At 67.9% G+C, this 26,832-nt stretch carries 23 protein-coding genes and 1 pseudogene; 12 read left to right on the top strand and 12 right to left on the bottom strand.

The features are described 5' to 3' along the window. The first annotated feature begins 229 nt into the window (after positions 1 to 229). The 5 genes from PM1_RS15475 to PM1_RS15455 all read left to right on the top strand — a co-directional run bounded on the left by PM1_RS15475 (position 230) and on the right by PM1_RS15455 (position 4,309). Positions 230 to 793 carry a YfiR family protein gene (locus PM1_RS15475; RefSeq protein WP_009621856.1) on the top strand — a complete coding sequence of 188 codons (564 nt, stop codon included), beginning with the start codon at positions 230 to 232 and terminating at the stop codon, positions 791 to 793. Then, positions 790 to 2,097, top strand: coding sequence for a diguanylate cyclase domain-containing protein (locus tag PM1_RS15470; protein WP_009621858.1), 1,308 nt, complete (start codon positions 790 to 792; stop codon positions 2,095 to 2,097). Before PM1_RS15475 ends, PM1_RS15470 begins: the two co-directional genes overlap by 4 nt. Beyond that, on the top strand, positions 2,072 to 2,575 hold the full coding sequence (locus tag PM1_RS15465) for an OmpA family protein (protein WP_009621860.1): 504 nt from the start codon (positions 2,072 to 2,074) through the stop codon (positions 2,573 to 2,575). The genes PM1_RS15470 and PM1_RS15465 overlap by 26 nt, the downstream gene beginning before the upstream one ends. Before the next feature lie 9 nt (positions 2,576 to 2,584). After that, on the top strand, positions 2,585 to 3,691 hold the full coding sequence (gene zapE / locus PM1_RS15460; protein WP_009621862.1) for a cell division protein ZapE: 1,107 nt from the start codon (positions 2,585 to 2,587) through the stop codon (positions 3,689 to 3,691). Between the two features lie 117 nt (positions 3,692 to 3,808). Next, positions 3,809 to 4,309, top strand: coding sequence for a VOC family protein (locus PM1_RS15455; protein ID WP_009621864.1), 501 nt, complete (start codon positions 3,809 to 3,811; stop codon positions 4,307 to 4,309). Between the two features lie 409 nt (positions 4,310 to 4,718). Here the strand turns inward: PM1_RS15455 and PM1_RS15450 are convergent, their stop codons facing one another. Together PM1_RS15450 and PM1_RS15445 are read right to left on the bottom strand one after the other, a co-directional pair. Next, positions 4,719 to 5,975, bottom strand: coding sequence for an OprD family porin (locus PM1_RS15450; RefSeq protein ID WP_009621866.1), 1,257 nt, complete (start codon positions 5,973 to 5,975; stop codon positions 4,719 to 4,721). A 196-nt stretch (positions 5,976 to 6,171) separates the two neighbouring features. After that, positions 6,172 to 7,041 carry a 3-hydroxybutyryl-CoA dehydrogenase gene (locus tag PM1_RS15445; protein ID WP_009621868.1) on the bottom strand — a complete coding sequence of 290 codons (870 nt, stop codon included), beginning with the start codon at positions 7,039 to 7,041 and terminating at the stop codon, positions 6,172 to 6,174. A gap of 497 nt (positions 7,042 to 7,538) precedes the next feature. Between PM1_RS15445 and PM1_RS15440 the strand changes: the two genes are divergently transcribed. Further along, on the top strand, positions 7,539 to 8,585 hold the full coding sequence (locus tag PM1_RS15440) for an MBL fold metallo-hydrolase (RefSeq protein WP_009621870.1): 1,047 nt from the start codon (positions 7,539 to 7,541) through the stop codon (positions 8,583 to 8,585). 7 nt (positions 8,586 to 8,592) lie between these two features. Here PM1_RS15440 and PM1_RS15435 read toward each other — a convergent pair whose 3' ends face one another. Then, complete coding sequence (locus PM1_RS15435) at positions 8,593 to 8,976, bottom strand: cupin domain-containing protein (protein ID WP_009621872.1); 384 nt, start codon at positions 8,974 to 8,976, stop codon at positions 8,593 to 8,595. A 266-nt stretch (positions 8,977 to 9,242) separates the two neighbouring features. On the opposite strand from PM1_RS15435, the gene PM1_RS15430 reads away from it, so the two are divergent. Then, positions 9,243 to 10,637 carry a spinster family MFS transporter gene (locus PM1_RS15430; RefSeq protein ID WP_009621876.1) on the top strand — a complete coding sequence of 465 codons (1,395 nt, stop codon included), beginning with the start codon at positions 9,243 to 9,245 and terminating at the stop codon, positions 10,635 to 10,637. Between the two features lie 230 nt (positions 10,638 to 10,867). On the opposite strand, the gene PM1_RS15425 is transcribed toward PM1_RS15430, so the two are convergent. Genes PM1_RS15425 through PM1_RS15415 form a run of 3 tightly spaced genes read right to left on the bottom strand, consistent with a single transcriptional unit; the run spans position 10,868 to position 14,282 of the window. Further along, positions 10,868 to 12,622 carry an N-acyl-D-amino-acid deacylase family protein gene (locus PM1_RS15425; RefSeq protein ID WP_009621878.1) on the bottom strand — a complete coding sequence of 585 codons (1,755 nt, stop codon included), beginning with the start codon at positions 12,620 to 12,622 and terminating at the stop codon, positions 10,868 to 10,870. Next, complete coding sequence (locus PM1_RS15420) at positions 12,619 to 13,359, bottom strand: sulfite exporter TauE/SafE family protein (RefSeq protein WP_009621880.1); 741 nt, start codon at positions 13,357 to 13,359, stop codon at positions 12,619 to 12,621. The genes PM1_RS15425 and PM1_RS15420 overlap by 4 nt, the downstream gene beginning before the upstream one ends. Further along, positions 13,356 to 14,282 carry a bile acid:sodium symporter family protein gene (locus PM1_RS15415; protein WP_009621881.1) on the bottom strand — a complete coding sequence of 309 codons (927 nt, stop codon included), beginning with the start codon at positions 14,280 to 14,282 and terminating at the stop codon, positions 13,356 to 13,358. Before PM1_RS15415 ends, PM1_RS15420 begins: the two co-directional genes overlap by 4 nt. Positions 14,283 to 14,426: 144 nt before the next feature. Between PM1_RS15415 and PM1_RS15410 the strand changes: the two genes are divergently transcribed. After that, complete coding sequence (locus PM1_RS15410; protein ID WP_009621882.1) at positions 14,427 to 15,392, top strand: AraC family transcriptional regulator; 966 nt, start codon at positions 14,427 to 14,429, stop codon at positions 15,390 to 15,392. Between the two features lies 1 nt (position 15,393). Here PM1_RS15410 and PM1_RS15405 read toward each other — a convergent pair whose 3' ends face one another. The 5 genes from PM1_RS15405 to PM1_RS15385 form a co-directional block, all read right to left on the bottom strand. Continuing rightward, positions 15,394 to 15,762 (bottom strand): DUF3509 domain-containing protein, encoded by a 369-nt coding sequence (locus tag PM1_RS15405; RefSeq protein ID WP_009621883.1) that lies wholly within the window; start codon positions 15,760 to 15,762, stop codon positions 15,394 to 15,396. A 168-nt stretch (positions 15,763 to 15,930) separates the two neighbouring features. After that, positions 15,931 to 16,086, bottom strand: coding sequence for a hypothetical protein (locus PM1_RS15400; RefSeq protein ID WP_009621884.1), 156 nt, complete (start codon positions 16,084 to 16,086; stop codon positions 15,931 to 15,933). A gap of 154 nt (positions 16,087 to 16,240) precedes the next feature. Further along, the gene (locus tag PM1_RS15395; RefSeq protein WP_009621885.1) at positions 16,241 to 16,663 is read right to left on the bottom strand and encodes a hypothetical protein; all 423 of its coding nucleotides are present in this window, start codon (positions 16,661 to 16,663) and stop codon (positions 16,241 to 16,243) included. Between the two features lie 178 nt (positions 16,664 to 16,841). After that, positions 16,842 to 18,656: an ATP-dependent zinc metalloprotease FtsH gene (ftsH, locus tag PM1_RS15390; protein WP_043300498.1), complete on the bottom strand. Its 1,815-nt coding sequence runs from the start codon at positions 18,654 to 18,656 to the stop codon at positions 16,842 to 16,844. 222 nt (positions 18,657 to 18,878) lie between these two features. Next, on the bottom strand, positions 18,879 to 19,151 hold the full coding sequence (locus PM1_RS15385) for a DUF1652 domain-containing protein (RefSeq protein ID WP_009621889.1): 273 nt from the start codon (positions 19,149 to 19,151) through the stop codon (positions 18,879 to 18,881). Between the two features lie 1,012 nt (positions 19,152 to 20,163). Here PM1_RS15385 and PM1_RS15380 point away from each other — a divergent pair. Further along, positions 20,164 to 21,102: a Dyp-type peroxidase gene (locus tag PM1_RS15380; RefSeq protein WP_009621890.1), complete on the top strand. Its 939-nt coding sequence runs from the start codon at positions 20,164 to 20,166 to the stop codon at positions 21,100 to 21,102. A 393-nt stretch (positions 21,103 to 21,495) separates the two neighbouring features. Continuing rightward, positions 21,496 to 24,219, top strand: coding sequence for an ATP-dependent Clp protease ATP-binding subunit (locus PM1_RS15375; protein WP_404944713.1), 2,724 nt, complete (start codon positions 21,496 to 21,498; stop codon positions 24,217 to 24,219). Between the two features lie 167 nt (positions 24,220 to 24,386). Here PM1_RS15375 and fdhD read toward each other — a convergent pair whose 3' ends face one another. Next, positions 24,387 to 25,217, bottom strand: a complete 831-nt coding sequence (fdhD, locus tag PM1_RS15370; RefSeq protein WP_009621892.1) for a formate dehydrogenase accessory sulfurtransferase FdhD — start codon at positions 25,215 to 25,217, stop codon at positions 24,387 to 24,389. A 512-nt stretch (positions 25,218 to 25,729) separates the two neighbouring features. Here fdhD and moaB point away from each other — a divergent pair. Further along, a complete protein-coding gene (gene moaB / locus PM1_RS15365) occupies positions 25,730 to 26,269 on the top strand; it encodes a molybdenum cofactor biosynthesis protein B (RefSeq protein ID WP_009621893.1) in 540 nt (179 codons plus the stop codon). Positions 26,270 to 26,283: 14 nt separating this feature from the next. Continuing rightward, positions 26,284 to 26,586, top strand: a pseudogene (locus tag PM1_RS15360) (molybdopterin molybdenumtransferase MoeA); the annotation flags it as partial. Between the last annotated feature and the right edge of the window lie 246 nt (positions 26,587 to 26,832).

Genomic DNA, 26,832 nt, shown 5'->3' with positions numbered 1-26,832 from the left:
ATTGGAAGCCCGCGCCGCGTTGGCAGCAATCGATTCAGAGAGCCAAATCCTGCCAAGTGAAGCCGATGCGCTGCCAACTGCTGGTAAGACTCCGCTGAAAATGACGTCATAAAACTGACGAAACTTGTTCAAGGTCAAGCTAAAAGTCAGTTCTACGTCACATTCCTGCCGCAATCCATTAAGATGCCGCGCGTGCTGTCGCCGTATTGGTACTCGCCGAGCCGTCATCGTGTCCTTCGTTTTTCCCTCCCTTCGTCCCGCACTGCTGCAGCGTGCCCTGGTACTCACCCTGTGGGTGCTGGCGGCGCCCCTGTGCCTGGCGGCTTCCGGCGCCGCGGACGGCGACGGCGCGGCCCTGCGCGGCATGCTGCTGGGCATCCTCAGCTACGTGCGCTGGCCGCGGGAGCCGCAGACCCTGGAGCTGTGCGTGCTGGGCGAAAGCGAATACGCCGAGGACCTGCTGCGCCGGGGCAGCCTGCTGCAGGCCAACGGCCGCCGCGTCGAGGTGCGCCGCGCGCAGGTGGACGACCCCGTCCTGGGCGAGCGCTGCAACGTCCTCTATCTCGGCCTGCTGGATGAGGCGCAGCGCCGGCGCGCGTTCGCCGGGGTCGCCGGGCATCCGGTGCTGTCGCTCAGCGAGCACGACCCCGACTGCAGCGTCGGCAGCGTGTTCTGCCTGGACTTCAGCGCCACGCCGCCATCCTTCGCGGTGAACCTGGATTCAGTGGCGCACAGCGGCGTGCGGGTGCACCCCAACGTGCTCAACCTCGGCCGGCGGAGGGGCCAGCCATGAACCTGCCGCGCCTGACCGAGCGCCGCAGCACCCGGCGCAAGTCGCTGGGCCGCCTGCTGTACCGCGCGCACCTGGGGGTGGCCCTGGCCTCGGTGTGCATGGCCGGGCTGGCGGTGGCGGTGGTCGGCCTGCTCACCCTGCGCGCCTATGCCGAGCACAACCTGCACCTGATCGGCCGTTCGATGGCCTATACCGTCGAGGCCGCGGTGGTGTTCAACGACAGCGCCGCCGCCGAGGAAGCCCTGCGCCTGGTGGCCAGCACCGAGGAAGTGCGCCGCTGCGCCGTGTACGACGCCCAGGGCCGCCTGCTGGCGACCTGGGAGCGCGGCCACGGAGTGAGCGCGCTGCGGCATTTCGTCGGGCGCTGGTGGCTCAACCACGAGGAAGTGCAGCCCATCGTCCACGACGGCCGGCAGATCGGCGAAATCCGCCTGACCGGCACCGGCGGGCGCCTGCTGACCTTCCTGATCACCGGCCTGGGCGGCATGCTCGGCTGCCTGGCGCTGACCGCCCTGGGCGCCTTCTACCTGTCGCGGCGCATGGTCAGCCGCATCGTCACGCCGCTCGACCGCCTGGCCCGGGTGGCCCACGCGGTGCGCCGCGACCGCCAGTTCTCGCGGCGCGTGCCCTCGGCGCGCATCGCCGAGCTGGACGAGCTGGGCGGCGACTTCAACGCGCTGCTCGACGAGTTGGAAGCCTGGCAGCAGCACCTGGAGCGCGAGAACGCCTCCCTGGCGCACCAGGCCAATCACGACAGCCTCACCCACCTGCCCAACCGCGCCTTCTTCGAGGGCCGCCTGAGCCGCACCCTGCGCGAGCTGGCCCAGCGCGGCGAGCAGGCGGCGGTGCTGTACATCGACTCCGACCGCTTCAAGGCGATCAACGACGAACTCGGCCACGCGGCCGGCGACCGGGTGCTGGTGGCCATCGCCGAGCGCATCCGCGGCCAACTGCGCGACAGCGACCTAGTGGCGCGCCTGGGCGGCGACGAATTCGCCGTGCTGCTGGCGCCGCTGCCGGACAGCCGCGCGGCGCTGCGCGTCGCCGACGACATCCTGGCCAGCATGGCGGCGCCCATCGCCCTGCCGGACGGCAGCAGCATCAGCACCTCGCTGAGCGTCGGCGTGGCGCTCTATCCGCGCCACGGACGCACCCTGGCCGAGCTGCTGCACCGCGCCGACGGCGCCATGTACCAGGCCAAGCGCCGCGGCCGGGGCATGCGCAGCCTGGCCGGCGAGGACACGGATTCCAACACCGAGGACTACAAGGAGATAGCCCGTGATAGCCAAGCCCCTGAAACCTAGCCGTCTGTTCATCGGCCTGCTGCTGACGCTGCTGCTGGCCGGCTGCCAGACGCCGCCGGCGCCGCAGAAGGGGCTGAGCGCCGAACAGGTCGCAGCCCTCCAGCAGCAGGGCTTCCAGCTGGGCGACGAGGGCTGGGAACTGGGGTTGTCGAGCAAGGTGCTGTTCGGCAACAACGTCGACAGCATCGACCCGTCCAGCCGCGGCGAGGTCGAGCGCATCGGCCACGCGTTGCTGGCGGTGGGCATCGACAAGCTGCGCCTGGAAGGCCATACCGATTCCTACGGCGATGCGGGTTACAATCAGCAGCTCTCGGTGCGCCGGGCACAGTCTGTGGCCCAGGTGCTGGCCGGCATCGGCATGCCCCGGGACAACCTCGAAGTCATCGGCCGCGGCATGCAGCGCCCGGTGGCGGACAACAGTAGCGCCGCCGGGCGCATGGAGAACCGCCGGGTCTCCATCATCGTCCCGGCCGAGTAAGGAGTCGCCGTGGAGCGGTCTTCGCCATTGGCTGCCTACCGCCTCGCTGTGAGCGAGCGGGGGTTCGTCGAGGATGCCGCGCAATGGCACGCGGCACAGCGCCTGGAGGAATGCCAGGCGGCCCTGCACCGTGGCGAGCGGCCGTTGGGCGTGTACCTGTGGGGCCCGGTGGGGCGCGGCAAGACCTGGCTGCTGGACCGCTTCCACGCCAGCCTGCGGGTGCCCGCGCGGCGCCAGCATTTCCATCATTTCATGCAGTGGGTGCATCGGCGCCTGTTCCAGCTGTCCGGCACCGCCTCGCCCTTGCAGGCGCTTGCCGCCGAACTGGCCGGCGAGGTGCGGGTGCTGTGCTTCGACGAACTCTTCGTCAGCGATATCGGCGACGCCATGCTGCTGGGCGGCCTGCTGCAGGCCATGTTCGAGCAGGGCGTGGTGGTGGTCGCCACCTCCAACCAGCCGCCCCGGGGGCTGTACGCCGACGGCTTCAACCGCGAGCGCTTCCTCCCGGCCATCGCCGCCCTGGAGCGCCACATGCAGGTGCTGGCCACCGACGGCGGCCAGGACCACCGCCTGCACCCGGGCGCGCCGGTGCAGCGCTACTGGCTGTGCCGCGCCGGAGTGCCCAGCGCCCTGGGCTACGTGTTCGCTGCGCTGGCCGGCAGCGGCAGCGAGGCGCCGCTGGCGCTGGGCCACCGCGAGCTGGCCGTGGTGCGCCACGGCCGCGGGGTGCTCTGGTGCCGCTATGCCGACCTCTGCGAGCGGCCCTGGTCGGCCCAGGATTTCATCGGCCTGTGCGACCGCTTCCACGCCATCCTGCTCGGCGACATCCCCGAGCTGGGCGGCGAGCGCCGCGAGGCGCGCATCGCCCGCGGCACCGAGGACGGCGCCCGGCGTGTGGCCGCCGGCGACCGCCAGTTGCCGGCGCTGTCGGCCCGGGACGACGGCGTGCGCCGCTTCATCGCCCTGGTCGACGAATGCTACGACCGTGGCGTGCCGCTGTACCTGGAGGCCGAGGTGGTGCTGGAGGCGCTCTACACCCGGGGCGGCCTGGAATTCCCGTTCCGCCGCACCCTGAGCCGCCTGCGCGAGATGCAGACCAGCCGCTTCGGCCGCTGAGCGGCCCGCGGGCGCATTCGTCGGAGCTGTTCCAGACTTGTCGATTCCGCGTCCCGCCGGACGACCAGGAACAGGGCGCGGCCACGGTGGCCGCGCGCCCAGACGAGGAGACAGCCCATGTCCCGCATCCAGCGCATCACCCCCTGCCTGTGGTTCGACGACCAGGCGGAGCAGGCCGTGGCCTTCTACACGGCCATCTTCCCCAACTCGCGCATCGGCGCCGTCAGCCATTACGGCGAGGCCGGCCAGGAAATCCACGGCCGCTCGCCGGGCTCGGTGATGACAGTGGCCTTCGAGCTGGACGGCATCGCCTTCACCGCGCTCAACGGCGGGCCGCTGTTCAAGTTCAGCGAGGCGCTGTCGCTGCAGGTGAATTGCGACAGCCAGGAGGAGATCGACTACTACTGGGAACGCCTGTCCGCCGGCGGCCCGGTGGAGGCGCAGCAGTGTGGCTGGCTGAAGGACAGGTTCGGCCTGTCGTGGCAGATAGTGCCGGCCGTGCTCGCGGACTTGATAGCCGGCCCGGCGACGGCGGCGTCGCAACGCCTGATGCAGGCGCTGCTGGGCATGAAGAAGCTGGATATCGCGGCGTTGCGCAGGGCCTACGATGGGGCGTGAGCTACGTACCTGTGCGCCGAGGTGCTTTTTGTAGGATGGGTTGAGCTTGCGATACCCATGCTGTCGTGGTGATGGGTATCGCTTCGCTCAACACCATCCTACGGGGTGGTTTGCCGGCGGGTGTGGAGCGGACTCAACGCCTCCGCCGCAGGCCCCCTCTCCCTCCGGGAGAGGGCTGGGGTGAGGGGGCTCTGGAGCCCGCCGCGCAATCCCAACCCTGAATCGCAGACGAAAAAAAGGCCGTTACCGAGTCGCGGGGGAAGCGGGGGTGGTAACGGCCTTGATGCTTCAAAACCAGGCGAGCAACACCTGATGGGGTAATAAGCTAGCAAATTGTTCGCAGGCTAATGATGAATGCGCTTGATAGTGCATATGGGCCGGAACGATGGTTCGCCGCGGGCCCCGGGCATCAGAGGATGCTCAGCGGGTACTCGATGAAGGCGCGCACCTCGTTGAGGTCCGGGCCGACGTCGTTGTCCGCGCGGTAGATGGAGTTGCGCAGCTTGAACGACAGGTCCTTGGCCGGGCCGCTCTGGATCACGTACTTGACCTGGTTGAACAGCTCGCGCTCGGTGCCGTCGGAGTCGCCGCCGGTGTCGATGTTGTCGCCGCGCACGTAGGCGATCTTGTAGGTCAGCCCGGGCACGCCGTAGCCGCCGAAGTCCAGCTCGTAGCTGGCCTGCCAGGAGCGTTCGTCCTTGAGGTTGAAGTCGGCGTAGTAGGAGTTGGCCAGGTAGATGGTGCCGCCGCCGTCGCCGTAGTCGTAGGCGTAGCCGGCATCGCCGCTGCTGCGCTGGTGGGCGAGGATGAAGGCGTGCGGGCCGACGCTGTACTTGGCCGCCAGGCTCCAGATGGTGTTGCGGTCGTTGTCGCCGTCGCCGCCGAAGTCCAGCGCGGCCTGGGAGCCGTCGTCGTACTTGGTGCGGTAGATGTTGAAGTCGAAGTTCAGCGCCTGCTCGGCGGCCAGCGGCAGGCTGTAGTTGACGTTGGCGTAGGTCTTGGCGAAGACGTCGCGCACGTCGCTGTGGTAGAGCGCCACGCTGAGGTCGTCGGTGACCGCGTAGCTGCCGCCGTAGAGGTAGATCTCGTCCAGGTGGTTGGGGTCGCGCGCCGGGCTGCCCATGGGGCTGTCGGCGGTGAACTTGCCGACGTTCAGCTGCAGGCCCTTGATCTCCTCGCTGGTCAGCAGGGTGCCGGTGAAGGATTGCGGCAGCATGCGCGAGTCGTCGCGGGAGAGCACCGGCAGGTCGGGGAACTGGTTGCCGTACTTGAGCACGGTGTTGGAGAAGCGCAGCTTCACCGCGCCGCCGGCCTCGGACAGGCTGTCCACCGGCTTGCCGTCGTCGTGTTCGTTGAAGATGCCGGTGTAGTTGCGCCCGCGGCCGCTGTCGAGCTTGAGGCCGAGCAGGCCGTAGGCGTCGACGCCGAAGCCCACGGTGCCCTGGGTGAAGCCGGACTCGAAGGTGCCGATGAAGCCCTGGCCCCAGACCTTGGCGTCGTTGGTGTGGTCCTTGTAGTCGCGGTTCCAGTAGACGTTGCGCAGCAGCAGGTCGAGCCTGGCGTCCTCGATGAATCCCTTCGCCTCGTCCTGGGCGCTGGCCTGGGCCAGTTGGGTGCCCGCGGCCATCACGGCGAAGGCCAGCGCGTGGCGTTTCATGATCCTCATGGATATAGCTCCTTTGGTTTCCAACTTTCAGGTTTTAGCAGTTTTTCGTGCTATCACCAGTGACCGGGTTGTCATTCGTCGGAAATTTCCTACGGCTGGAAACCGCGTGCTAGAGCCTGCCGCTGAGAATCGTGTGATAGCTATCTAATGGCGCTTGGCTGGCGGAAGGGGCGCAAGGCCCCTTCTTCGAGGGCGGTCAGTAGCTGAAGAAACCCTGGCCACTCTTGCGGCCCAGGCGGCCGGCCGCGACCATTTCCTTGAGCAGCGGGGCGGGGCGGTACTTGGAGTCGTCGAAGCCGTCGTAGAGCACCTGCATGATCGCCAGCAGGGTGTCCAGGCCGATCAGGTCGGCCAGGGCCAGCGGGCCGATCGGGTGGTTGCAGCCCAGTTGCATGCCGGCGTCGATGTCGGCGGCGCTGGCCAGGCCTTCCTGGAGCACGAAGATGGCCTCGTTGATCATCGGCACCAGGATGCGGTTGACCGCGAAGCCCGGGGCGTTCTTCACGCTCACCGCGGTCTTGCCGACCAGGCCGGCGAAGGCCAGGGCGCGGGCGTGGGTCTCGTCGGCGGTCTGCAGGCCGCGGATCACTTCCAGCAGGCCCATCACCGGCACCGGGTTGAAGAAGTGCAGGCCGATGAAGCGCTGCGGGTTGCGCACCACCACCGCCAGCTGGGTGATGGAGATGGACGAGGTGTTGCTGGCGATCACGCAGTCGGGGCCGACCAGCTCGTCGACCTGGCGCAGGATGCGCAGCTTGAGTTCGAGATTCTCGGTGGCGGCCTCGATCACCAGGTCGGCGTCCTTCAGCACGGCATAGTCGGTGCCGCCCTGGATGCGCGCGAGGATACCGGGCTTGTCGGCGGCGGCCAGCCTGTCCTTCTTGATCAGCCGTTCGAGGTTGCCGTCGATGGTCTTCAGGCCGCGTTCGACGGCGGCGTCGGACACGTCGATCATCGCCACCTGGAGCCCGGCGGCGGCGCACACCTGGGCGATGCCGTTGCCCATGGTGCCGGCGCCGATCACGCCGATCTTGCGGATGCCGGGAGTGGTGTCTGCTGTACTCATGCCTGTCGTTCCTCTGCGATGAATGAAGCGCCCCGCGGCGCCGGCGGCGACGATAGCGCAGGCGCCGGCCCAGGGCGAGCCTCCTGCGGGACGGGGGGCTGGCAGCTGTGACTTTGCCGAGGGCATATGCGCCATTTCATGGCGGGTTAGTCCATGTGGGTGGGGTTGGGGACGAGTCTTTGGCACAGTATTGTCGTGGGCGTCCGGCGTGGCCGGTGAGTCCAATCGCGGACGAAGTCCGCTCCTACCGCCTGTGCTTCCCTGGAGCTGTAGGAGCAACTGTCTCGCCGGCTGCGCCGAGCTGCTTTTCGTAGGATGGGTTGAGTTTGCGAAACCCATGCGGCCGAGGTGATGGGTATCGCTTCGCTCAACACCATCCTACGAAAAGCCATGCTCGCTCATGCCGTAGGAGCGGACTCCGTCCGCGATTCGGACTTCCAGAGAAATCTCCGCGCGCACCGGAACGCCCCTTCGGCATGAACAACCCAGGCAACCCCATGAAACCCGAACGCATCCCCCTGGACTACCCCTGTGGCCCCGCTCCGGACCCCGGCGCCAGCCGCGAGATCGCTCCGGGCGTGCACTGGCTGCGCATGCCCCTGCCGCTGAGCCTCGACCACATCAACCTGTGGGCCGTGGAAGACGGCGACGGCTGGGCGCTGTTCGACACCGGCATGCACACCCAGGCCACCCTCGACGCCTGGCGCGCGCTGCTGGCCCCCGGCGGCGCGCTGGGCGGGCGGCGGCCGACGCGGCTGTTCGTCACCCACATGCACCCGGACCACGTCGGCCTGGCCGGCTGGCTCACCCGCGAGTACGGCTGCGAACTCTGGATGACCTTCGGCGAGTACATGAACTGCCGCGTGCCGGCCGCCGACAGCGGCCGTGAGGCGCCGCCGGAAGGCGTGCGTTTCTACCGCCGCGCCGGCTGGGACGAGGCGGCCATCGCCCATTACCGGGCGCGCTTCGGTGGCTTCGGCAAGTTCATCTGGCCGCTGCCGGAAAGCTACCGGCGCCTGCGCGACGGCGAGCGCATCCGCATCGGCGCGCACGACTGGCGGGTGGTGGTGGGTTCCGGGCATTCCCCCGAGCACGCCAGCTTCCATTGCCCCGGCCTGCGCCTGCTGGTGGCCGGCGACCAGGTGCTGCCGCGCATCTCGCCGAACGTCTCGGTGTTCCCCACGGAGCCGGCGGCCAACCCGCTGGGCCAGTGGCTGGAATCCCTGGCCAAGGTGCGCCGCGAGGTGCCCGACGACGTGCTGGTGCTGCCGGCCCACAACGAACCCTTCCAGCCCCTGCACGCACGCCTGGAGCACCTGGAACGCGGCCACCAGCGCGGCCTGGAACGCCTGCAGGAACTACTGGGCGAAGGCCCGAAACGCGCCATCGACCTGTTCGGCGCGCTCTTTGCTCGGCGCATCGACCAGGACCTGCTGGCCCTGGCCACCGGCGAGTGCCTGGCCAACCTCAACTACCTGGTGCAGCGCGGCCGGGTGACGGCCAGCGAGGACGGGCAGGGCGTGGCCTGGTACAGCCTGGCCTGAGGCGGGCTCAGACCCACACGTCGTTGGGCGCGGTGCGCTCGCCGCCCTGGTCGCCGGTGTTGAGCACGCCGCGCGGCTCGATCAGCAGCACCTGCACCTCCTGCGCGGCGAAGGGCTTGTGCTCCACGCCGCGGGGCACCACGTACATCTCCCCGGCGCGCAGTTGCACGGCGCCGTCGCGGAAGTCGATGCGCAGTTCGCCGTCGAGCACGATGAAGGTCTCGTCGGTATCGGCGTGGCTGTGCCAGACGAACTCGCCTTCCAGCTTCACCAGCTTGAACTGGTAGTCGTTCATCTCGGCCACCACCCGCGGCTGCCACTGCTCGTGGATGGCCGCCAGCTTGGCGGCGAAGTTGACCGGCTGGTAGGGACGTGGGGATGTTTGCGGCATGTTTCAGCTCCTGGATCATCGAGCGGCCAGGGTAGGGCGCCCAGGGCGCGGGCGTCTTGCATATTCCTGCGCATGGGTGCGGTGGCGGGGCGGATTTTCCGCCTAAGGAAATCCCCAATGCCTACGGGAGCCTACCCCCATGCCGAGGCCGTTTCCCCGTATGGTCCGCCCCGGGGCCCATCCCCTAAGGTGCCCCTGGCCCCGCCCTTCGAAGGCGAGGGCGCCTTGCAGCGACACGCCTGCCCATAACGACAAGAGACCTCGCCATGAACCCTTCCTCCTCGTGCCGCGCCCCGCGCACGGCTCCAGCCGCCATCGACGCCTGCGCGGCGCGCCCGGCGCGCAAGCGCTACGCCTACGAGTGGTATGTCGTCAGCCTGTGCATGGTGGCGTACATCTTCTCCTTCGTGGACCGGCAGATCCTGGCGCTGATGATCGAGCCCATCAAGGCCGACCTGCAGCTCAGCGACACCCAGTTCAGCCTGCTGCACGGGCTGGCCTTCTCGCTGTTCTACGCGGTGATGGGCTGGCCCATCGCCTACCTGGCCGACCGTTTCTCGCGGCCGCGGATCATCGCCGTCGGCGTGGTCTTCTGGAGCCTGGCCACCGCCGCCTGCGGGCTGTCGAAGAACTTCCTGCAGATGTTCCTGGCGCGCATCGGCGTCGGCGTAGGGGAGGCGGCGCTGTCGCCGGCGGCCTACTCGATGTTCAGCGACCTGTTCCCGCGGGAGAAGCTGGGCCGCGCGGTGGGCATCTACTCCATCGGCTCCTTCCTCGGCGGTGGCCTGGCCTTCCTGGTCGGCGGCTACGTCATCGACCTGCTCAAGGACACCCACGCGCTGGTGCTGCCAGTGCTGGGCGAGGTCAAGGCCTGGCAACTGACCTTCTTCATCGTCGGCCTGCCCGGGGTGCTGGTGGGCCTGCTGATCTGGCTGACCGTGCGCGACCCGCAGCGCCAGGGCCTGAGCCGCGACGCCAGCGGCCAGGCCAAGGCCGTGGCGCCGGGCGACGGCGTGCGCTTCCTCGGCCGCCACCGGCTGACCTTCACCTGCCTGTACCTGGGCTTCTCCTGCTACGCCATGGCCCTGTACGCCATGCTCAGCTGGACCCCGGCGCTGTACATGCGCAAGCACGGCCTGGACCCGGTGAGCACCGGCTACACCCTGGGCGTGGTGCTGCTGCTGGCCAACACCGCCGGCGTGTACTGCGGCGGCTGGCTGACCGACCTGCTGGCCCGCCGCGGCCACGGCGACGCGGCCATGCGCACGGGCGTGATCGGCGCCATCGGCATGCTCGTGCCGGTGGCCCTGTTCGCCGTGGTCGAACCGCTGTGGCTGTCCCTGGCGCTGCTGGTGCCGGCGATGTTCTTCGCCTCCTTCCCCCTGCCGACCTCCACCACGGCCATGCAGAACCTGGCGCCGAACCAGGTGCGCGCGCAGGTCTCGGCGATCTTCCTGCTGGTCAGCAACCTGCTGGCGGTGGGCCTGGGCACCACCCTGGTGGCGCTGATCACCGACCGGGTGTTCGGCGACCCGGCGGCGGTGGGGGCGTCGATCGCCATCGTTTCCGCGGTGGCTGCGTTGCTGACCATCGGGCTGTTGTGGAAGGGCTGCGGCAGCTACCGCGCGAGCCTGGTGCGTGAACAGGCGGAGCGTGCCTGAGCGGACTCCGTCCGCGCTTCGTGCCACAGGGAATGGCGTGGGTGGGGCAGCGTAGGAGCGGATCTTATCCGCGAACCGCGCCGGTGGTTCCGGCTATCGCGGACAAGGTCCGCTCCTACGGGGACATGCCGTGCCTCCCGGAAACCTGTAGGAGCGGGCCCTGCCCGCGAAATCGCGCGCAGGGCGCGCTCCTACAGGGGAATGAATGGCGTGGGTGGGATTCATCCGCGCTACGCCGGCACCACTTCGCGGCCCGGCAGGAAGCGTCCGAAGCCGCGTTCCTTGCCCAGCTCCTCGGCGAAGCCGCTTTCCCGCCGGTACGCCACGCGCCCGTTGATCACGGTGGCGTCCACCGCCGCATCGTTGCGTTTCACCAGGCGCACCAGCCCGAGGTTTTCCATGGGCGCTTCGCTCACTTCGTCCAGCTCGTCGGTCAGCCCCTCGGGGTTGACGATCACCAGGTCGGCGCGGTCGCCCACGCGCAGGTAGCCGGCGTCCAGCCCGGCGAAGTCGGCCAGTTCGCCGGTCAGGCGCTGCACCGCGCGGCCGACGTCCATGAACGGTTGGCCGGCCAGTTCGGCGTCGCGCACGTACTTGAGCAGGCGCAGCGGGAAGTTGTATTGCGCGTGGGACGCCAGGTGCGCGCCGGAGTCGGCGAAGCCCGGCTGCGTCCAGGGGCTGGCCAGCAGCCTGGCCATCACCTGCGGGCGGTGGTTGCCGTAGCAGGTGGTCCACTTCAGTGCGTTGCGGTACTGGCTGGCCAGGTCGAAGAAGGCGTCCACCGCATCCTTGCCCTGCTGCTGGCCGATGTCCTCGAAGTTGCGGCCGATCAGGCTGGCGTCCGGGCATTCTCGCACCCAGCAGTCGGACAGCCGGCGGTGCCACAGGCCGAGGCTGAGGGTGGCCTTGATGTCCTTGCGGAAGCGCTCGCGGAAGGCCGGGTCCTGGATGCGCGCGTACAACTCTTCCGGGTCCTTGATGTCGCGGAGGATTTCGCCGGCGCCGAACTCCTCGAAGCCGTTCATGTTCAGCCCCTCGATGCGCACGTTGAACGGCGCCGGCAGCGTCTGCCAGCGGAAGCGCCCGCGCAGCACGCGGTTGGCCAGCCAGCCGGAGGCGCGGGTGATGCGGTGCATGAAGGGCTGCGACTTGAGGTCCAGGGCGGTGAGCATGCTGCACTTGAGCGGCCGGCGGAACCAGCCGTGGGCCTGCCAGAGGAAGGCGAACACGTTGATCTTGGTCACCGCGTTGGGCGCGCCCTGCATCAGCGCGCCGCGCCGGCGCAGCACGGCGAACAGGCGGGAGAATTCCTTCCAGCTGGCGAAAGTGGAGGGCAACGGGCTGGACCAGGCGCGCTCGCCGTCCATCTTGTCCAGCCGCGTGGTCATCACCGAGAGGCCGAAGCAGCCGGCGTCCAGCGCCTCGTTGAGCAGCTGCTCCATGCGCTGCAGCTCGGCCTCGGTGGGCTTGGCGCCGCTGGTGGCGCGCTGCAGGCCCATCACCGCCACGCGCAGCTCGGAATGGCCGAGGAAGGAGCACAGGTTCGGCCCCAGCGGCAGTCGCTCGTAGAAGGCGCGGTAGCCGGCGGCGTCGCGCCAGGTGCGTTTCTCCCGCAGGATCGGCAGCACCACCTCGCGCGGTACCGCCTCGACGCGGGTGAACAGGTCGGAGCAGTCCTCCGCCTCGCCCAGCACCATGCTGATGGAGCAGGAGCCCAGGGCCACCGTGGTCACGCCGTGGCGCACCGATTCCTTCAGCGCCGGCGCGGCTATCACCTCGGCGTCGTAGTGCGAGTGGATTTCCAGGAAGCCCGGGGTCACCCACTTGCCGGCGGCGTCCAGCACCTGCGGGCAGCCGGCCTCGTCCAGCGGCGAGGCGCTGAGGGTGTCGAGGCGCCCGGCGCGGATGCCCAGGTGGCGCAGCGCGCCGGGGGCGCCGCTGCCGTCGAAGTAGAGGCCGTTCTTGACGATGATGTCGTAGCTCACAGGAGGCTCCAGGGAGACAGCAGCAGGACCCCGCTGACCAGCAGCAGGAGGTGGATGGCCAGGCGGAAGTGGCGTTCCGGGCAGCGCCGGTGCAGGTATTCGCCCAGCCACAGGCCCAGCGGCAGCAGCGGCGCGTAGGCCAGCACCTGGGGCAGGGCCGGGCGCAGCCGGCCGTCGACCAGGAAGGCCAGGGTGAGCAGGCCGTTGAGGCTGAACCAGACGCACACCAGGGTGGCGCGCAGGCGCGACTTGTCCAGCTGCTGGCCGGCCAGGGCGTAGACCAGCAGTGGCCCGCCGGAAGCGAACAGGCCCTGGCAGACGCCGGCGGCGCCGGTGGCCAGGCGCATCGCCCAGGCCGGCACCTGGCCCCTGGGCGTGCCCTTGGCGCTGCGGTGCAATTCGCGGGCGGCGAACCACAGGATGAGCAGGCCGAGACCGCGCTTGAGCAGTTGCGGGTCCAGCCAGGGCAGCAGCAGGTAGCCGGCCACCATGCCCAGCAACATGCCCGGCAGCAGGGTGGCCAGCAAGAGCCGCCACTGCACCAGGCGCCGGTGACGCCAGGCCAGGTAGCTGGTCAGGCCGACGTTCAGCGGCACCAGCACCGGCAGCAGCTGTTCGATGGGCAGCAGCAGCGCGCCTAGGGACAGCGCCAGCACCACGCTGCCGAAGCCGGTGACCGCCTCCAGGGTGTAGGCCAGCAGGATGAAGCTGCCCAGGGCAGAGGCCACGTAGCTCATGGCGTTCTCCCCCCGGCAGCGGCAGCAAGCTTGGCCAGCGGCGCGCGGCGCGACCAGAACAGCGCCAGGCCCAGCCCGGTGAGCAGTTGCCAGCAGCCCCAGAAGGCGGCGATCAGCAGCATGCCGCCGGCCTCGGGGAAGAAGGTGAGGATCAGCGCCATGCCCAGCGCCGAATTGTGGATGCCGCTTTCCAGCGTCACCGCGCGCACGTCGGCCTCGCCCAGCCGGCAGGCCCGCGCGCACAGGTAGCCCAGGCCCAGGGCCGCGCCGTTGAGCAGCGCCACCAGCCAGAAGAACAGGTGGAAGTAGGCGACGAACTGCGCGTAGTTCTTGATGAAGGCCATCACCACGAAGGCCGCCAGCACCAGCAGCGAGAACACCCGCATGGGCTTCTCCAGGCGCCGCGCCAGTTGCGGGCGGCGGCGGCCCAGGGCCATGCCGGCGAGCATCGGCGCCACCAGCACCAGCAGCACCGAGGCCAGCAGCTCCAGCGGGTCGATGCGGATCTGCGTGAGCAGCGCGCGGGTCTCCGGCGCAAGGCTGGCGTAGAGGGCGAAGTTGAACGGAGTGAAGAACCCGGCGGACAACCCGGACACCGCGGTGACGCTGGCCGACACCGCGACGTTGCCGCGCGCGAGCCAGGTCATGACGTTGGAGAAGCTGCCGCTGGGGCAGGTGGCCACCAGCAGCATGCCCAGGGCCAGTTGCGGGTCGATCGGCAACAGGTTGGCCAGCAGGCAGGCGCTGGCCGGCAGCAGCAGGAACTGGATGAACATGCCGATCAGCGGCGCCTTGGGCGCGCGGACGATGCGGGCGAAGTCCTCGCGGCGTAGTTCCAGGGAGACGCCGAACATCATCAGCGCGATGATCGCGTTCAGGGCCAGCATCGAGGCGCCGGCGAATTCCAGGTGGACGGTGGGCATCAGCGCGCCTCCCTAAGGGGCGCGGGGCACGGTTTGCAAGGCATGCGCGGCTCGTTTGTGTTTCTCGTTGTAATGGGCAAGGATACCCGCCCCGCGCCGCGCTTTGCTGGCTCAATCAGGACTTTTTCCGGTTATTTCGGGACCATGCCCAACAGCCCCTCGATCACCGTGCATTACGCCCAGGGCATCCTCCAGGCCGCTACGCGCCTGGGCCTGCAACTGCCCGCCGACCTGCGCGAGCTGGGCCGCCAGGCGCGCATCCCGCTGGCGCGCCAGGACGAGCTGTGGGAGGGCCTGTGCGCCGCCAGCGCCGACCCGCTGCTGGGCCTGCGCCTGGGCAGCGCCCTGCAGGTCGGCCACCTGGACATGGTCGGCGCCCTGCTGATGAGCTGCGAGAGCTTCGGCGAAGCCCTGGAGGCGTTGCTGGAGTACTACCCGATCATCGCCGAGGGCAGCGAATTCGCCCTGCGCCGCGAGGCCGGCGGCGTGGCCCTGGTCTACCGCCCCAGCTACCGCGTGCGCCGCGAGGCGCGGGTGGAAGCGGTGCTGGCCAGCCTGGTGCGGCTGAGCGCCTGGATCACCGGCGAGCGCGTGCATCCACTGGCGTTGCGCATGGACCACAGCGCCCGTGGCGAAGCGGGCCGCTACCGCGAACTGCTGGGCCTGTTGCCCGACTTCAGCGCCGGCGAGGATGGCCTGCTGTTCGCCGAAAACGACCTGCAGGTGCCGCTGATCCAGGCCAACGCGCCCATGCGCGAACACCTGCGCCAGCTCGCCGACGCCCAGTTGCAGCGCCTGGGCGCGCAGAGCCTGGCGGCGCAGGTGCAGGGCCTGCTGCGCGAGCACCCGCAGTGGGGCAAGGAACGCATCGCCGAACGCCTGGGCCTCAGCGGGCGGCACCTGAACCGGCGCCTGGCCGAGGAGGGCAGCAGCTTCAAGCTGTTGCGCGAGCGGGTGCTGCACGCCATGGCCGAGCAACTGCTGCACGGCCCCGCGCGGCTGGCGGAAGTGGCCGAGCGCCTGGGCTTTTCCGACGAAAGCGCCTTCGCCAAGGCCTTCCGCCGCTGGAGCGGCATGACCCCCGGGCAGTTCCGCCAGGGCGCGGACTGACTCAGGCGTGGGCCGCCAGGGCGCGCAGGCGCTCGCCGGCCACCACGATCTTGCGCTGGCGGTGGCGGCCCTGGCCGGGGTTGAAGGTCTGCAGTTCGATGCGCTTGCGGAAGCAGTCCACCTCGTCTTCCTGCAGGGGGCGGCCCTCGGCGGTCAGCAGGTCGCGGCGGATGCGTTCGATGAAGTTGTTCAGGCGCGTCGGGTCGCGCCATTCGCTGGCCGGAATCGCCCAGGTGGTCAGCAGGCGCCGGTTTTCGTGGTCACGCAGCCTCAGCAGCAGGCCGCCGTCCGGGCGCTGCTGGAGGTCGACGCGGTAGTCGCTGAACTGTTCGCCGAGGAGTTGCGGGGCTTGGCTACGGTCGTTGTGCATGACGCTCTCCCTTGGTATCCGTGAAGCCGATGGGAGAGCCGTTGCAGCATGCGTTCCAGCTTCGCTTGAAAATTTTCTCTTTTTTAATCAGTCGGTTATTTGATAGCGATAGAGACGCGCCCGTGCATTTCGCACGATTGCACGAAGCCTGCACGGCAGAATGCAAGCTCAGTGCTGCTCGTCGATCACGCCTTCCTGGTGGGCGGCGGACAGGTGCGGTTCCTGGCCGCTGTCGACCGGGTCCAGCTCCACCAGTTCTTCCAGTTCGTCGGCTTCCCTGGTCACCACCGGATCGGGGTGCGGGGTATCCACGGGGCTTTTCATAGGGGCACTCCTGCAAGGGGCATCGCGGCCCTTACCTTTGCTCGGACCGCACGCAGGCGGGCGCGTGCGATCCATTTCATGCGCACAGTGTCGCGCGAAAACCCGCCCGCGCAAGGCGAGGCGAGGAACGGCAGGCAAGGCAAAGGGGCGGCTGCTAGAAGCCGCTGACTCGTCGGTGCCCCGGCTCGTCCAGGTGCATGCCGAAGGCCAGCTGGAAGAACTCGGCGAGCTGTTCGTCGAGCACCTCGCCGTCCAGCGAGTCCAGTTGCGCGCCCAGGCGGCGCATGCGCTGGCCATGGGTGGCGTACTGCTCGTGGACCAGGCCCTGGAGTTCGGTATCGGCGACGATGCGGTAGAAGCTCGGCTGCTGGCTGCCGCCCAGGCGGGCGAACAGGCACAGTTGCAGGTGGTCGTCCTCGTCCACGAGCAGTTCGACCTGGCAATCCAGGCCGCGGTCGCGGGCGAAGCGGCTGGCTTCCTCGAAGGCGGGCAGGGCCTTCTGCAGGACGTGGGTCTCGAAGGTGAAGAGGAAATCTTCCTCCGCGGGCCCCGAGGCCCTGGGTGCAGAGTCGTACATGCCGGCGGCTCCTGTGCGGGGGATAAGGAAACACGCAAACGGACCACGTAATCCCGGCGCCACACCTCGACCGCGCCGGACGACAACGCCCATGACACTTGTCTGGCGCCAATCTGTCAATGAGTTCCCCGGCATATGCGCGGCGCTGCAAATAGCCAGGGGTTCGAAGCAGGCCCGCTCAAGGCGCCGGCGCGCCGGCCAGGGCGGGGAAATCCTCCGGGGTCAGGGTTTCCCGCTCCAGCAGCAGTTGCGCGCCGGCCTCCAGGTCGGCGCGGCGTTGCTCCAACAGGGCCCGAGCGCGGCGGAAGGCTTCGTCGATCAGCTCGCGCACGCACAGGTCCACCTCGCGGGCGGTCTGCTCCGAGTAGTCCTTCTCGCGCAGCCCCGCCAGGTGGTCGTTGTCGCCTGCCAGATAGGGCGCGTTCTGCCGCTCCAGCACGGCCTGGCCGAGCTGCTCGCTCATGCCGAAGCGCGTCACCAACTGGCGGGCGATGTCGGTGGCCTTGGCCAGGTCGTCGGCGGCGCCGGTGGAAATCTCGTCGAACACCAGGGATTCGGCGGCGCGCCCGGCCAGCAGCACCACCATGCGGTCCTTGAGTTCCTGGCGGCCGATCAGGAAGCGGTCCTCGGTGGGCCGTTGCAGGGTGAAGCCCAGGGCGCCGATGGCGTGGGGGACGATGGAGACCTTGTGCACCGGGTCCATGCGCGGCAGCGAGGCCGCGGCCAGGGCGTGGCCCATCTCGTGGTAGGCCACTACCTTGCGCTCCTGCGGCAGCAGCAGCCGGCTGCGCCGCTCGGCGCCGGCGACGATGCGCTCCACCGCGGCGGTAAAGTCGGCCATGCCCACCGCCTCGGCGCCGCGCCGGGTGGCGCCGATGGCGGCTTCGTTGACCAGGTTGGCCAGGTCCGCGCCGGTGAAGCCGGTGGTGATGGCGGCGATCTGCCCGCAATCGAGGTCGGCGGCGGCGCTGACGCGTTTCAGGTGCACCCGCAGGATGGCCTCGCGGCCCCGGCGGTCCGGGCGGTCGATGAGGATCTGGCGGTCGAAGCGGCCGGCGCGCAGCAGGGCCGGGTCGAGCACTTCCGGGCGGTTGGTGGCGGCCAGCAGCACCACGCCTTCGCGCGGGTCGAAGCCGTCCAGCTCGGCGAGCAGCTGGTTGAGCGTCTGCTCCTTCTCGTCGTTGCCGCCGAAGGCGCCCAGCCCGCGCATCTTGCCCAGGGCGTCCAGCTCGTCGATGAAGATGATGCAGGGCGCGGCCTTGCGCGCCTGCTCGAAGAGGTCGCGCACCCGCGCAGCACCCACGCCGACGAACAGCTCGACGAACTCCGAGCCGGAGATGGAGAAGAACGGCACCCCGGCCTGGCCGGCCACGGCCTTGGCCACCAGCGTCTTGCCGGTGCCGGGCGGGCCCACCAGCAGAATGCCCTTGGGAATCCGCGCGCCCAGGCGGCTGTAGGTGGGGCGGTCCTTGAGGAAGGACACCACTTCCTGCAGCTCGGCCTTGGCTTCGTCGATGCCGGCCACGTCGTCGAAGGTCACCCCGGTGTCGCGCTCGACGAACACTCGCGCCTTCGACTTGCCGACGCTGACCATGCCGCCGAAGCCCTGTTTCTCGGCCAGCCCGCGGAAGAAGAACACCCACAGGCCGAAGAACAGCAGCACCGGCAGCAGCCAGCCCAGCAGCTTGGCCAGGCCGCTCTGGGTGACGCCGGAGAAGTCGACCTGGGCTTTCTCCAGCTCCGCCGCCAGCTGCGGCTCGACGCGGTTGGTGGTGAAGCGCGTGCGGCCCTGGATCGGCTCCTTGAGGGTGCCGCTGATGCGCTCCTGGTCGATGCGCAGGTCGGTGACCTTGCCGGCGTCCAGCAGGCGCTGGAATTCGCTGTAGGGAATCGGCGCCTCGGCCGAGTACTCGCCCAGCCAGTTCTGCACCAGCAGCATGGCCACGAAGGCCACGACGAAATAGCCGAGGTTCCATTGATGGTGCTTTTCCATGGCCATGCTCGCTCCCGTGCCTGCAGGGGAATGGATGCACGCCGGGCTCCGGCGTTGGCGCCATTGAGGCACGAACCGCGGCGCGGGAACTTGGCCGGGATCAAACAAAGGCGGAGGCGGCGTGTGCGAAGGATAGCCGCCGGGCTCAGTAGCCGCCGCGTTGCAGCTGGAAGCGGCGACCTGGCCGCCGCGCAGCAGGCTCCAGGGTGGCCCGAAGAGTGGCTAGCCGGGCGCCAGGCTCAGGGGCTTGGCCGGCCGCTGCTGTTCCGACAGCGCCATGTCCAGCGCCTGGCGCAGCTCCAGCGCCAGTTTCGCCACGGCGCGCAGGCTGTCCCAGTCGTGGCGGGGGATCTGCGGGATGGTCAGTTCCACGTCGCAGCTGTTGGGCGCTAGCAGTTGCACGGTCATCGAACCGTCCGCTTCGAGGGTGCACTGGCAGCGGTAGGGCGTGAAGCTGTCTTCGAGAATGCGTTTGGCCTGCAAATAGGTTTGCATCGGGTGGCTCCCGAGTTATCGACTTGATTGAAGCGGGTCCGCAGGGTACGGCGAAGCTGGGATCGGTCGTCCGATCACGCCGAAAAGCCGACGTCAGGAAATGAACAGTAGCTTGCTAGCGAGTTGCCGTTATAACGATTTCTCATCTGCAACCAGCGAACGCTCCTTTCGGCAACCGCCTCGCCGCCCGGCAGCGCCATGGCGGCAGGGGCAGGGCGGGCCCGGCGACGGACCCGGGGGAACGCGGTGAGCGCCTGGCCTTGCGCGGCTGGGACGATCCCTGGGCCACCCTGGCGCGACACTCTCCAACGCCTGACACGGCGGATGTGGCGGCAGTTGGGGGAGGCGCGCTAGGTGCCTGTGTGCGATTCACCCGGTTGTTTTTGTGGAGGTTTCAACGATGGATAATCGCGGACGGAGTCCGCTCCTACGGTTCCAGGAAGCACGGCTTTTCGTAGGATGGCGTTGAGCGAAGCGATACCCATCAGCAAGCTCAACCCATCCTACGAAAAGCGCCTCGGTGCAGTCGGCAAGACAGTTGCTCCTACATTGTTTTCCGGGTTATTCCCGCGAACGCGGGACGCGGCTCCATCGCGAACAGCGCTTGCGCTGGCCCGCAGGGGAATAACCCAATAGACAGTTACTTATAAGCGCATCCGGATATCGCAGCGGCAGGTATGTTTCAGGACTCCAGATAAAGAGCGGCTATCCACGGGCGGATATACGATATCGCCGTATAGAATTACCGGGCCTGGAATGATCGTTTGGACTACATGGACGTCGACAGCGGAACGCCTTCCTATAAATCCGTGCCGGTTCGGGTGATGCGCTCGGAAGTCAACTGAATCAAGTTGCCCAATATATAACCGGGGTGCAAATGGCACCCCGTTATTTTTCAGCCTTGCTTGCAGTTCGGAATAAAACCATTCGGCACGCGCGATGACGATTGTCATGCGCCCGCTATTATCTGGTAGTCTCGAACGCCCAACCGTGATGGTAGTTGCCAAGCAAAATGACAGAAGAACTCCCCAATCCCCAGGCAGTCGACAGTCCGATCACCAGTAGCGCGATCTTTCTCGTGATGACGCTGGTTTCCGGCGAGGAAAACCGCGACGCCGTGCGCGCATTGTGCGGGGATATCGCCGCCCTGGTGCGTTCGGTCGGCAAGCGGGCGCCGGCGGGCAATCTTTCCTGCGTCGTCGGCTTCGGTTCCGAGGCCTGGGACAGGCTGTTCGGCGCGCCTCGCCCGGCGGCGTTGCACACCTTCCGCGAAGTGGGTTCCGGCGAGCGCGTGGCCGTTTCCACGCCGGGCGACATCCTGCTGCACATCCGCGCGGACCAGATGGACCTGTGCTTCGAACTGGCGACCCAGGTGGTCATCCGGCTGGGCAAGGCGGTGGAAGTGGTCGACGAAGTCCAGGGCTTCCGCTACTTCGACATGCGCAGCATGGTCGGCTTCGTCGACGGCACCGAGAACCCTGCGGGCCGCGAGGCGGCCCACTTCACCCTGATCGGTGACGAGGACCCCGGCTTCGCCGGCGGCAGCTACGTCATCGTGCAGAAGTACCTGCACGACATGGCCGGCTGGAACCAGCTGTCCATCGAGGCCCAGGAGCGCATCATCGGGCGCACCAAGCTGTCCGACATCGAGCTGGACGAATCGGTCAAGCCGAGTTGCTCGCACAGCTCCCTCACCACCCTGGTCAAGGACGGCAAGGAAGTGAAGATCCTGCGCGACAACATGCCTTTCGGCCGGCCGGGGGCGGGGGAGTTCGGCACCTATTTCATCGGTTATGCCCGCTCTCCCGAGCCCATCGAGGAAATGCTGCAGAACATGTTCGTCGGGCGCCCGGCGGGCAACTACGACCGCCTGCTGGATTACAGCCGCGCGGTGACCGGCAGCCTGTTCTTCGTGCCTTCCGCCGACCTGCTGGAACAGCTCGGCGAATAACTTTCCCTATCCGGACGATTTTCCCGGAAACTTCCCCGGACTATTGCGGCGACTCACTTCGCCGCAATAGTTTCGCAGCAACTCTGAAGTTGCTCCGGCATGTTCCGCTGAGTTTCCGCCGTTTCATTGTTTTGTAACTATAGCGTCGTTGCTTATCATCTTTCGTTGCTTGGCTATCGTCGATTTCGTCTGGCGTTCTTCCACTTCCCGGACTATGGTGAACGGACGGTGTAATAGCCGTTCCTGCTTTTCGAGTTCTCCTGTCTCTTTCGTTTCGAAAAAAACAGTGCATGTCCAGGCTTCGGGTTCGTTATTGAACTCATCCACGGGTATGCGCTGCTGGAGATGCGGCCGCTCGATTACAAGCGCCCACTTGTTGCGTGGAGAAAGTTCATCATGGCGACTCTCTGTGAAATCTGTAATGCGCGACCCGCCGTTGCCCGCGTGACCGTCGTACAGAATGGCGAGCGCAAGTCGATGTCGATCTGCGACCACGACTATCGTCAGTTGATGCGGCACCAGAGCATGCTCAATCCGTTCGACTCGCTGCTGGGGGGCGGCGGGCTTTCGCGCTTCTTCGACAGGTTCGGCGGCGCGGGCGAGGAGGGCGATGGCTTCGGCATGGCCGCCGAAGTGCCCCGCGAGTCGGTCGATGCCACCGACGCCTTCAGCGCCCAGACCCTGGAGATACTCCAGCGAGCCGCGGAAAAGGCCCACGAACTCAGGCGCAACGAGCTGGACACCGAGCACCTGCTGTACGTGCTGGCCGATACCGACGTGGTGGTCGCCCTGCTCAAGGAGATGAAGCTGTCCCCGCAGGACATCAAGGGCTACATCGACCAGCACGCGCAGACCGGCAACGCCTCCGCCGATGCGCCGGTGGACCGCATGACCATCTCGCCGCGCCTGAAGAAGGCCTTCCAGCTGGCCTTCCAGGCCTCGCGGGATCTGGGGCATTCCTACGTCGGCCCGGAGCACCTGCTGATCGGCCTGGCCTCGGTGCCCGAGAGCCTGGCCGGCACACTGCTGAAGAAGTACGGCGTGACCCCCGAGACGCTGCGCCAGAAGGTGGTCAAGATCGTCGGCAAGGGCGCCGAAGACGGCCGCGTGGATACCCCCAGCGGCACGCCGACGCTGGACAAGTTCGGCCGTGACCTCACCCAGCTGGCGCGCCAGGGCAAGCTGGACCCGGTGCTGGGGCGGGCCCAGGAGATCGAGAACGCCATCGAGGTGCTGGCCCGGCGCAAGAAGAACAACCCGGTGCTGATCGGCGAGCCCGGCGTCGGCAAGACAGCGATCGTCGAAGGGCTGGCCCAGCGCATCGTCAACGGCGACGTGCCGGAAGTGCTGCGCGGCAAGCGCCTGGTGGAGGTGAACCTGAACTCGATGGTCGCCGGCGCCAAGTACCGCGGCGAATTCGAGGAGCGGGCCAAGCAGCTGATCGACGAAGTCACCGCCAAGCACGACGAGCTGGTGCTGTTCATCGACGAGCTGCACACCATCGTCGGCGCCGGGCAGGGCGGCGAGGAGGGCGGGCTGGACATCGCCAACGTGCTCAAGCCGGCCCTGGCCCGCGGCGAGCTGAGCCTGATCGGCGCCACCACGCTCAACGAGTACCAGAAGTACATCGAGAAGGACGCCGCGCTGGAACGCCGCTTCCAGCCGGTGTTCGTCCCCGAGCCGACGGTGGAGCAGACCATCGTCATCCTCCGGGGTCTGCGCGACAAGCTCGAAGCCCACCACCAGGTGACCTTCGCCGACGACGCCTTCGTCGCCGCCGCGGAGCTCGCCGACCGCTACATCACCAACCGCTTCCTGCCGGACAAGGCCATCGACCTGATCGACCAGGCCGCCGCCCGCGTGCGCATCGGCGCCACCTCGCGGCCGGCGGACATCCAGGAACTGGAGGCGGAGATCGCCCAGCTCAAGCGCGAGCAGGACTACGCCACCTCGCGCAAGCGCTTCGACGAGGCGAAGAGCTTCGAGGAGCTGATCGGCGAGAAACAGACGCAGCTGGAGGAACGCTCCGAGGCCTGGGAACGCAAGACCGGTTCCGAGACACTGGAGGTCACCACCTCGTCCATCGCCGAGGTGGTCTCGCGGCTGACCGGCATCCCGGTGGCGGAGCTGACCCAGGAAGAACGCCAGAAGCTGCTGAAGATGGAAGAGACGCTGCGCGAGCGGCTGATCGGCCAGGAGCACGCGGTGGTGGCGGTCAGCGATGCGGTGCGCCTGTCCCGCGCGGGCCTCGGCCAGGCCCACCGGCCCATCGCCACCTTCCTGTTCCTCGGCCCGACCGGGGTGGGCAAGACCGAGCTGGCCAAGGCGCTGGCGGAGAGCGTGTTCGGCGACGAGCAGGCGATCATCCGCATCGACATGTCCGAGTACATGGAGCGCCATGCCGTGGCCCGGCTGATCGGCGCGCCGCCCGGCTACGTCGGCTACGACGAGGGCGGCCAGCTGACCGAGCGCGTGCGCCGGCGGCCGTACAGCGTGATACTGCTGGACGAGATCGAGAAGGCCCACCCCGACGTCAACAACGTGCTGCTGCAGGTCTTCGACGACGGCCGGCTCACCGACGGCAAGGGCCGGGTGGTGGACTTCAGCAACACCATCATCATCGCCACCAGCAACCTCGGCGCCTCGATCATCATGGACAACCTCGAACGCCCCGAGGCCGAGCGCATGGACGACAAGGCGCTGCGCGACGAGCTGATGGGCGTGCTCAAGGGGCACTTCCGTCCGGAGTTCCTCAACCGCGTCGACGACATCATCGTGTTCCATGCGCTGTCCCGCGACGACATCCGCGCCATCGTCCGCATCCAGCTGCAGCGGGTGGTGCGCACGGCCGCCGCGCAGGACATCAGCCTGACGGTCGATGAGTCCCTGGTCGACCACCTGGTCGACGTGGGCTACCAGCCCGAGTTCGGCGCCCGCGAGCTGAAGCGGCAGATACGCCAGGAAGTGGAGACGCGCCTGGCGCGGGAAATCCTCGGGGACAAGGTGGTTTCCGGAGACAGCATCGCCCTGGGCTACGACAAGGAGGCCGGCAAGGTAACGCTGGAGAAGGGCGGCGCCCAGCCCCCGACGGCCGACGCGGAGCAGACCGGAACCTGAAGACGGGCGGACGGGTAGCGCTCCCGGCGGGCGCTACCCGTGCCGTCACCAGCGCTCGCCGGCATCGAAGCCCTGGCTCATTCAGCCTCCGGTCACCGTGGGGAAGAACGCCACCTCGTCGCCGCGGACTCATGGGCTTGCTTCATCGAGACTCAGGGGCGCGCGGGTCAGGGCGCCGGGCTGTAGAGCCTGGGCAGGCTGTGGTGGGGAAGGTGGATGAGGTTGAGCTGGTTGCGGCGCGCCCATTCCACGGTCAGGGCGGTGGGCGCCGAGAGGCTGACCAGGGTGCCGATGCGCGCCCGCACCGCCTTGTGAATGAGTTCCAGGCCGCAGCGGCTGGTGACGACGACGAAGCCCTCGGCGGGCTCGAAGCGCGCCTGGGCCATGGCGCCGATCAGCTTGTCCAGGGCGTTGTGCCGGCCGATGTCCTCGCGGCACAGGCGCACCTCGCCCTGGGCGTCGAGGTACAGGGCGGCGTGCAGGGCGCCGCTGTCGCGGGCGACCGTCTGGGCGGCGTTGATGCGCTCGCGCAGGCCCTCCAGCAGGCGCGCTTCCGGCAGCGGCGCCAGGCGCAGCGGGGTCAGCGCCGGCAGCGCCTGGTCCAGCGCTTCGACCCCGCAGATGCCGCAGCCGCTGGTGCCGGCCAGTTGCCGGCGGTGGTTCTTCAGCGCCCAGAAGGCGCGGTTGGTTATTTCGACCTGGGCCAGGTACGACTCGCCGGAACCGGTGATTTTTATATCGCGGATTTCATCCGGGGAAGTGACGATTTCATTGGTCAGGCTGAACCCCCTGACGAAGTCTTCCATATTACCTGGCGATATCATCATCACCGCCTGGTTGATGCCGTTATAACTGATGGCCAATGCCGTTTCCCGGGCAAGTACAGTCTCGCCGATTATCCAGCTCTCGCCCAACTCGACATAACTATAGGTTTGCGCGGGCGCGGGCGGCGCATTGATATCGGATATATCGGTTCGAGCTTCGTCGATCAGCTCCATCACGGCACCTTGTGTCTTATTGCCTGTTTTCAGGTTACGCAGGCGATCAAATAACGTCCAATCGCTTGTTCCGATCCGTCAATAAGACTCCTCTATGACGGAAACGACGCATTCGATGCAGGCCGGAAGTCGCTTTCACGGCCGGGTTCGATGGGGCCGCTCTGCGCCGCCAGCAGCATTTCTGGGCTGTTCAGGTTCTGCAGGCACAGGGCGGCCCTTGGCCTTTCCTCCCATTCTCCGGCCCTTTCCACCGGCGAGCAGAAGTCTGGAGCAGGGTATTTCGATAGTGCTCATGCTCGTTGTATCCGAAGGCTCGGAATCGAAGGCGGAAAACTGCAGAACTTGCAGCGGATGCGTCCAATTGCAAATGCTTACCGGAAGATAGATGCGCCTTATCGGGAACACTCTTCTTGTCGATAGAAGCCTCCGATCGGAGGGTTTGCCATATCGATTGGACGACGCCGGTCTTTGTCTCTAGTTTCCACGGAAACTTCCAACTGGAGCGATGCCCCGTGAGTGTCAAACCGAATACGGAATTCATTCCACTGAACATCGCGGTATTGACCGTCAGCGATACGCGAACTTTCGAAAACGATACGTCGGGCGAGTTGCTGGCGAGCCGCTGCGTCGAGATCGGCCATCGCCTGGTGGCGCGCGTGCTGCTCAAGGACGACCTCTACCGGATACGCGCGCAGGTCGCCGCCTGGATCGCCGAGGAGGAGGTGCAGGTGGTGCTGATCATCGGCGGCACCGGCTTCACCGGCCGCGACAGCACCCCGGAGGCCGTCGCCTGCCTGCTGGACAATCAGGTCGAAGGCTTCGGCGAGCTGTTCCGCGCGCTGTCGATCCTCGACATCGGCAGCTCCACCGTGCAATCCCGCGCCCTGGCCGGCCTGGCCAACGGCACCCTGGTGTGCTGTCTGCCGGGCTCCACCGGGGCCTGCCGGACGGCCTGGGAGGGCATCCTGGTCGAGCAGCTCGATTCGCGGCACCGCCCCTGCAACTTCGTCGCGCACCTCAAGCCCGGCAACGCCTGCGGGCCGCGCCAATGAGGGGCGCGGTGCCGATGCCGGTCGACGAGGCCCTGGGCCGCCTGCTCGACCTGGCGCAAGGCTCGCCCGCCGATATCGAGGAACTGGAGCTGGCCCTGGCCGATGGCCGCGTGCTGGCGCGCAACCTGTTCGCGCGGACCGACTCGCCGCCCTGGGCCAACAGCGCCATGGACGGCTATGCCTTCAGGCTTGCAGACCTGGACGGGCGGGCGTTGCGCATCTCCCAGACGATCTTCGCCGGCCAGGCGCCGGTGCCGCTGGAGCCCGGCACCTGCGCGCGCATCTACACGGGCGCGCCGCTGCCGGCAGTGGCCGACGGCTTGCTGGAAGTCCCGGCGGGTAGGACCTTCGCGGCGGGGGATTGGCTGGACTTCCTGCCGTTCGACGGGCTCTGGGGCGCGGCGAATGGCACGCGCTGAGCTAGCGCCGGTGATGGAGGATGGGGGAGTGGCTGCGCGGGTCGTTCAGGGTGGGCAGATACCTTTGGACCTGCTGACGCACTGCGTGCTCCAGCAAAAGGGCGCTGCAGGCGAGCACGGCTTCTCGTAGGGGCGAGCTTGCTC

Source organism: Pseudomonas sp. M1 (assembly GCF_022760135.1).
In the GTDB taxonomy this organism is placed as follows: Bacteria; Pseudomonadota; Gammaproteobacteria; order Pseudomonadales; family Pseudomonadaceae; genus Pseudomonas; species Pseudomonas citronellolis.
This window is presented reverse-complemented; position numbering and strand designations above follow the sequence as displayed.

Excerpts from the sequence above, each read along its gene's own strand:
- PM1_RS15470 (WP_009621858.1), top strand. The coding sequence starts at position 790 with ATGAACCTGCCGCGCCTGACCGAGCGCCGCAGCACCCGGCGCAAGTCG.
- PM1_RS15455 (WP_009621864.1), top strand. The coding sequence starts at position 3,809 with ATGTCCCGCATCCAGCGCATCACCCCCTGCCTGTGGTTCGACGACCAG.
- PM1_RS15450 (WP_009621866.1), bottom strand. The coding sequence starts at position 5,975 with ATGAGGATCATGAAACGCCACGCGCTGGCCTTCGCCGTGATGGCCGCG.
- PM1_RS15445 (WP_009621868.1), bottom strand. The coding sequence starts at position 7,041 with ATGAGTACAGCAGACACCACTCCCGGCATCCGCAAGATCGGCGTGATC.
- PM1_RS15440 (WP_009621870.1), top strand. The coding sequence starts at position 7,539 with ATGAAACCCGAACGCATCCCCCTGGACTACCCCTGTGGCCCCGCTCCG.
- PM1_RS15435 (WP_009621872.1), bottom strand. The coding sequence starts at position 8,976 with ATGCCGCAAACATCCCCACGTCCCTACCAGCCGGTCAACTTCGCCGCC.
- PM1_RS15430 (WP_009621876.1), top strand. The coding sequence starts at position 9,243 with ATGAACCCTTCCTCCTCGTGCCGCGCCCCGCGCACGGCTCCAGCCGCC.
- PM1_RS15420 (WP_009621880.1), bottom strand. The coding sequence starts at position 13,359 with ATGAGCTACGTGGCCTCTGCCCTGGGCAGCTTCATCCTGCTGGCCTAC.
- PM1_RS15415 (WP_009621881.1), bottom strand. The coding sequence starts at position 14,282 with ATGCCCACCGTCCACCTGGAATTCGCCGGCGCCTCGATGCTGGCCCTG.
- PM1_RS15410 (WP_009621882.1), top strand. The coding sequence starts at position 14,427 with ATGCCCAACAGCCCCTCGATCACCGTGCATTACGCCCAGGGCATCCTC.
- PM1_RS15405 (WP_009621883.1), bottom strand. The coding sequence starts at position 15,762 with ATGCACAACGACCGTAGCCAAGCCCCGCAACTCCTCGGCGAACAGTTC.
- PM1_RS15400 (WP_009621884.1), bottom strand. The coding sequence starts at position 16,086 with ATGAAAAGCCCCGTGGATACCCCGCACCCCGATCCGGTGGTGACCAGG.
- PM1_RS15395 (WP_009621885.1), bottom strand. The coding sequence starts at position 16,663 with ATGTACGACTCTGCACCCAGGGCCTCGGGGCCCGCGGAGGAAGATTTC.
- ftsH (WP_043300498.1), bottom strand. The coding sequence starts at position 18,656 with ATGGAAAAGCACCATCAATGGAACCTCGGCTATTTCGTCGTGGCCTTC.
- PM1_RS15385 (WP_009621889.1), bottom strand. The coding sequence starts at position 19,151 with ATGCAAACCTATTTGCAGGCCAAACGCATTCTCGAAGACAGCTTCACG.
- PM1_RS15380 (WP_009621890.1), top strand. The coding sequence starts at position 20,164 with ATGACAGAAGAACTCCCCAATCCCCAGGCAGTCGACAGTCCGATCACC.
- fdhD (WP_009621892.1), bottom strand. The coding sequence starts at position 25,217 with ATGGAGCTGATCGACGAAGCTCGAACCGATATATCCGATATCAATGCG.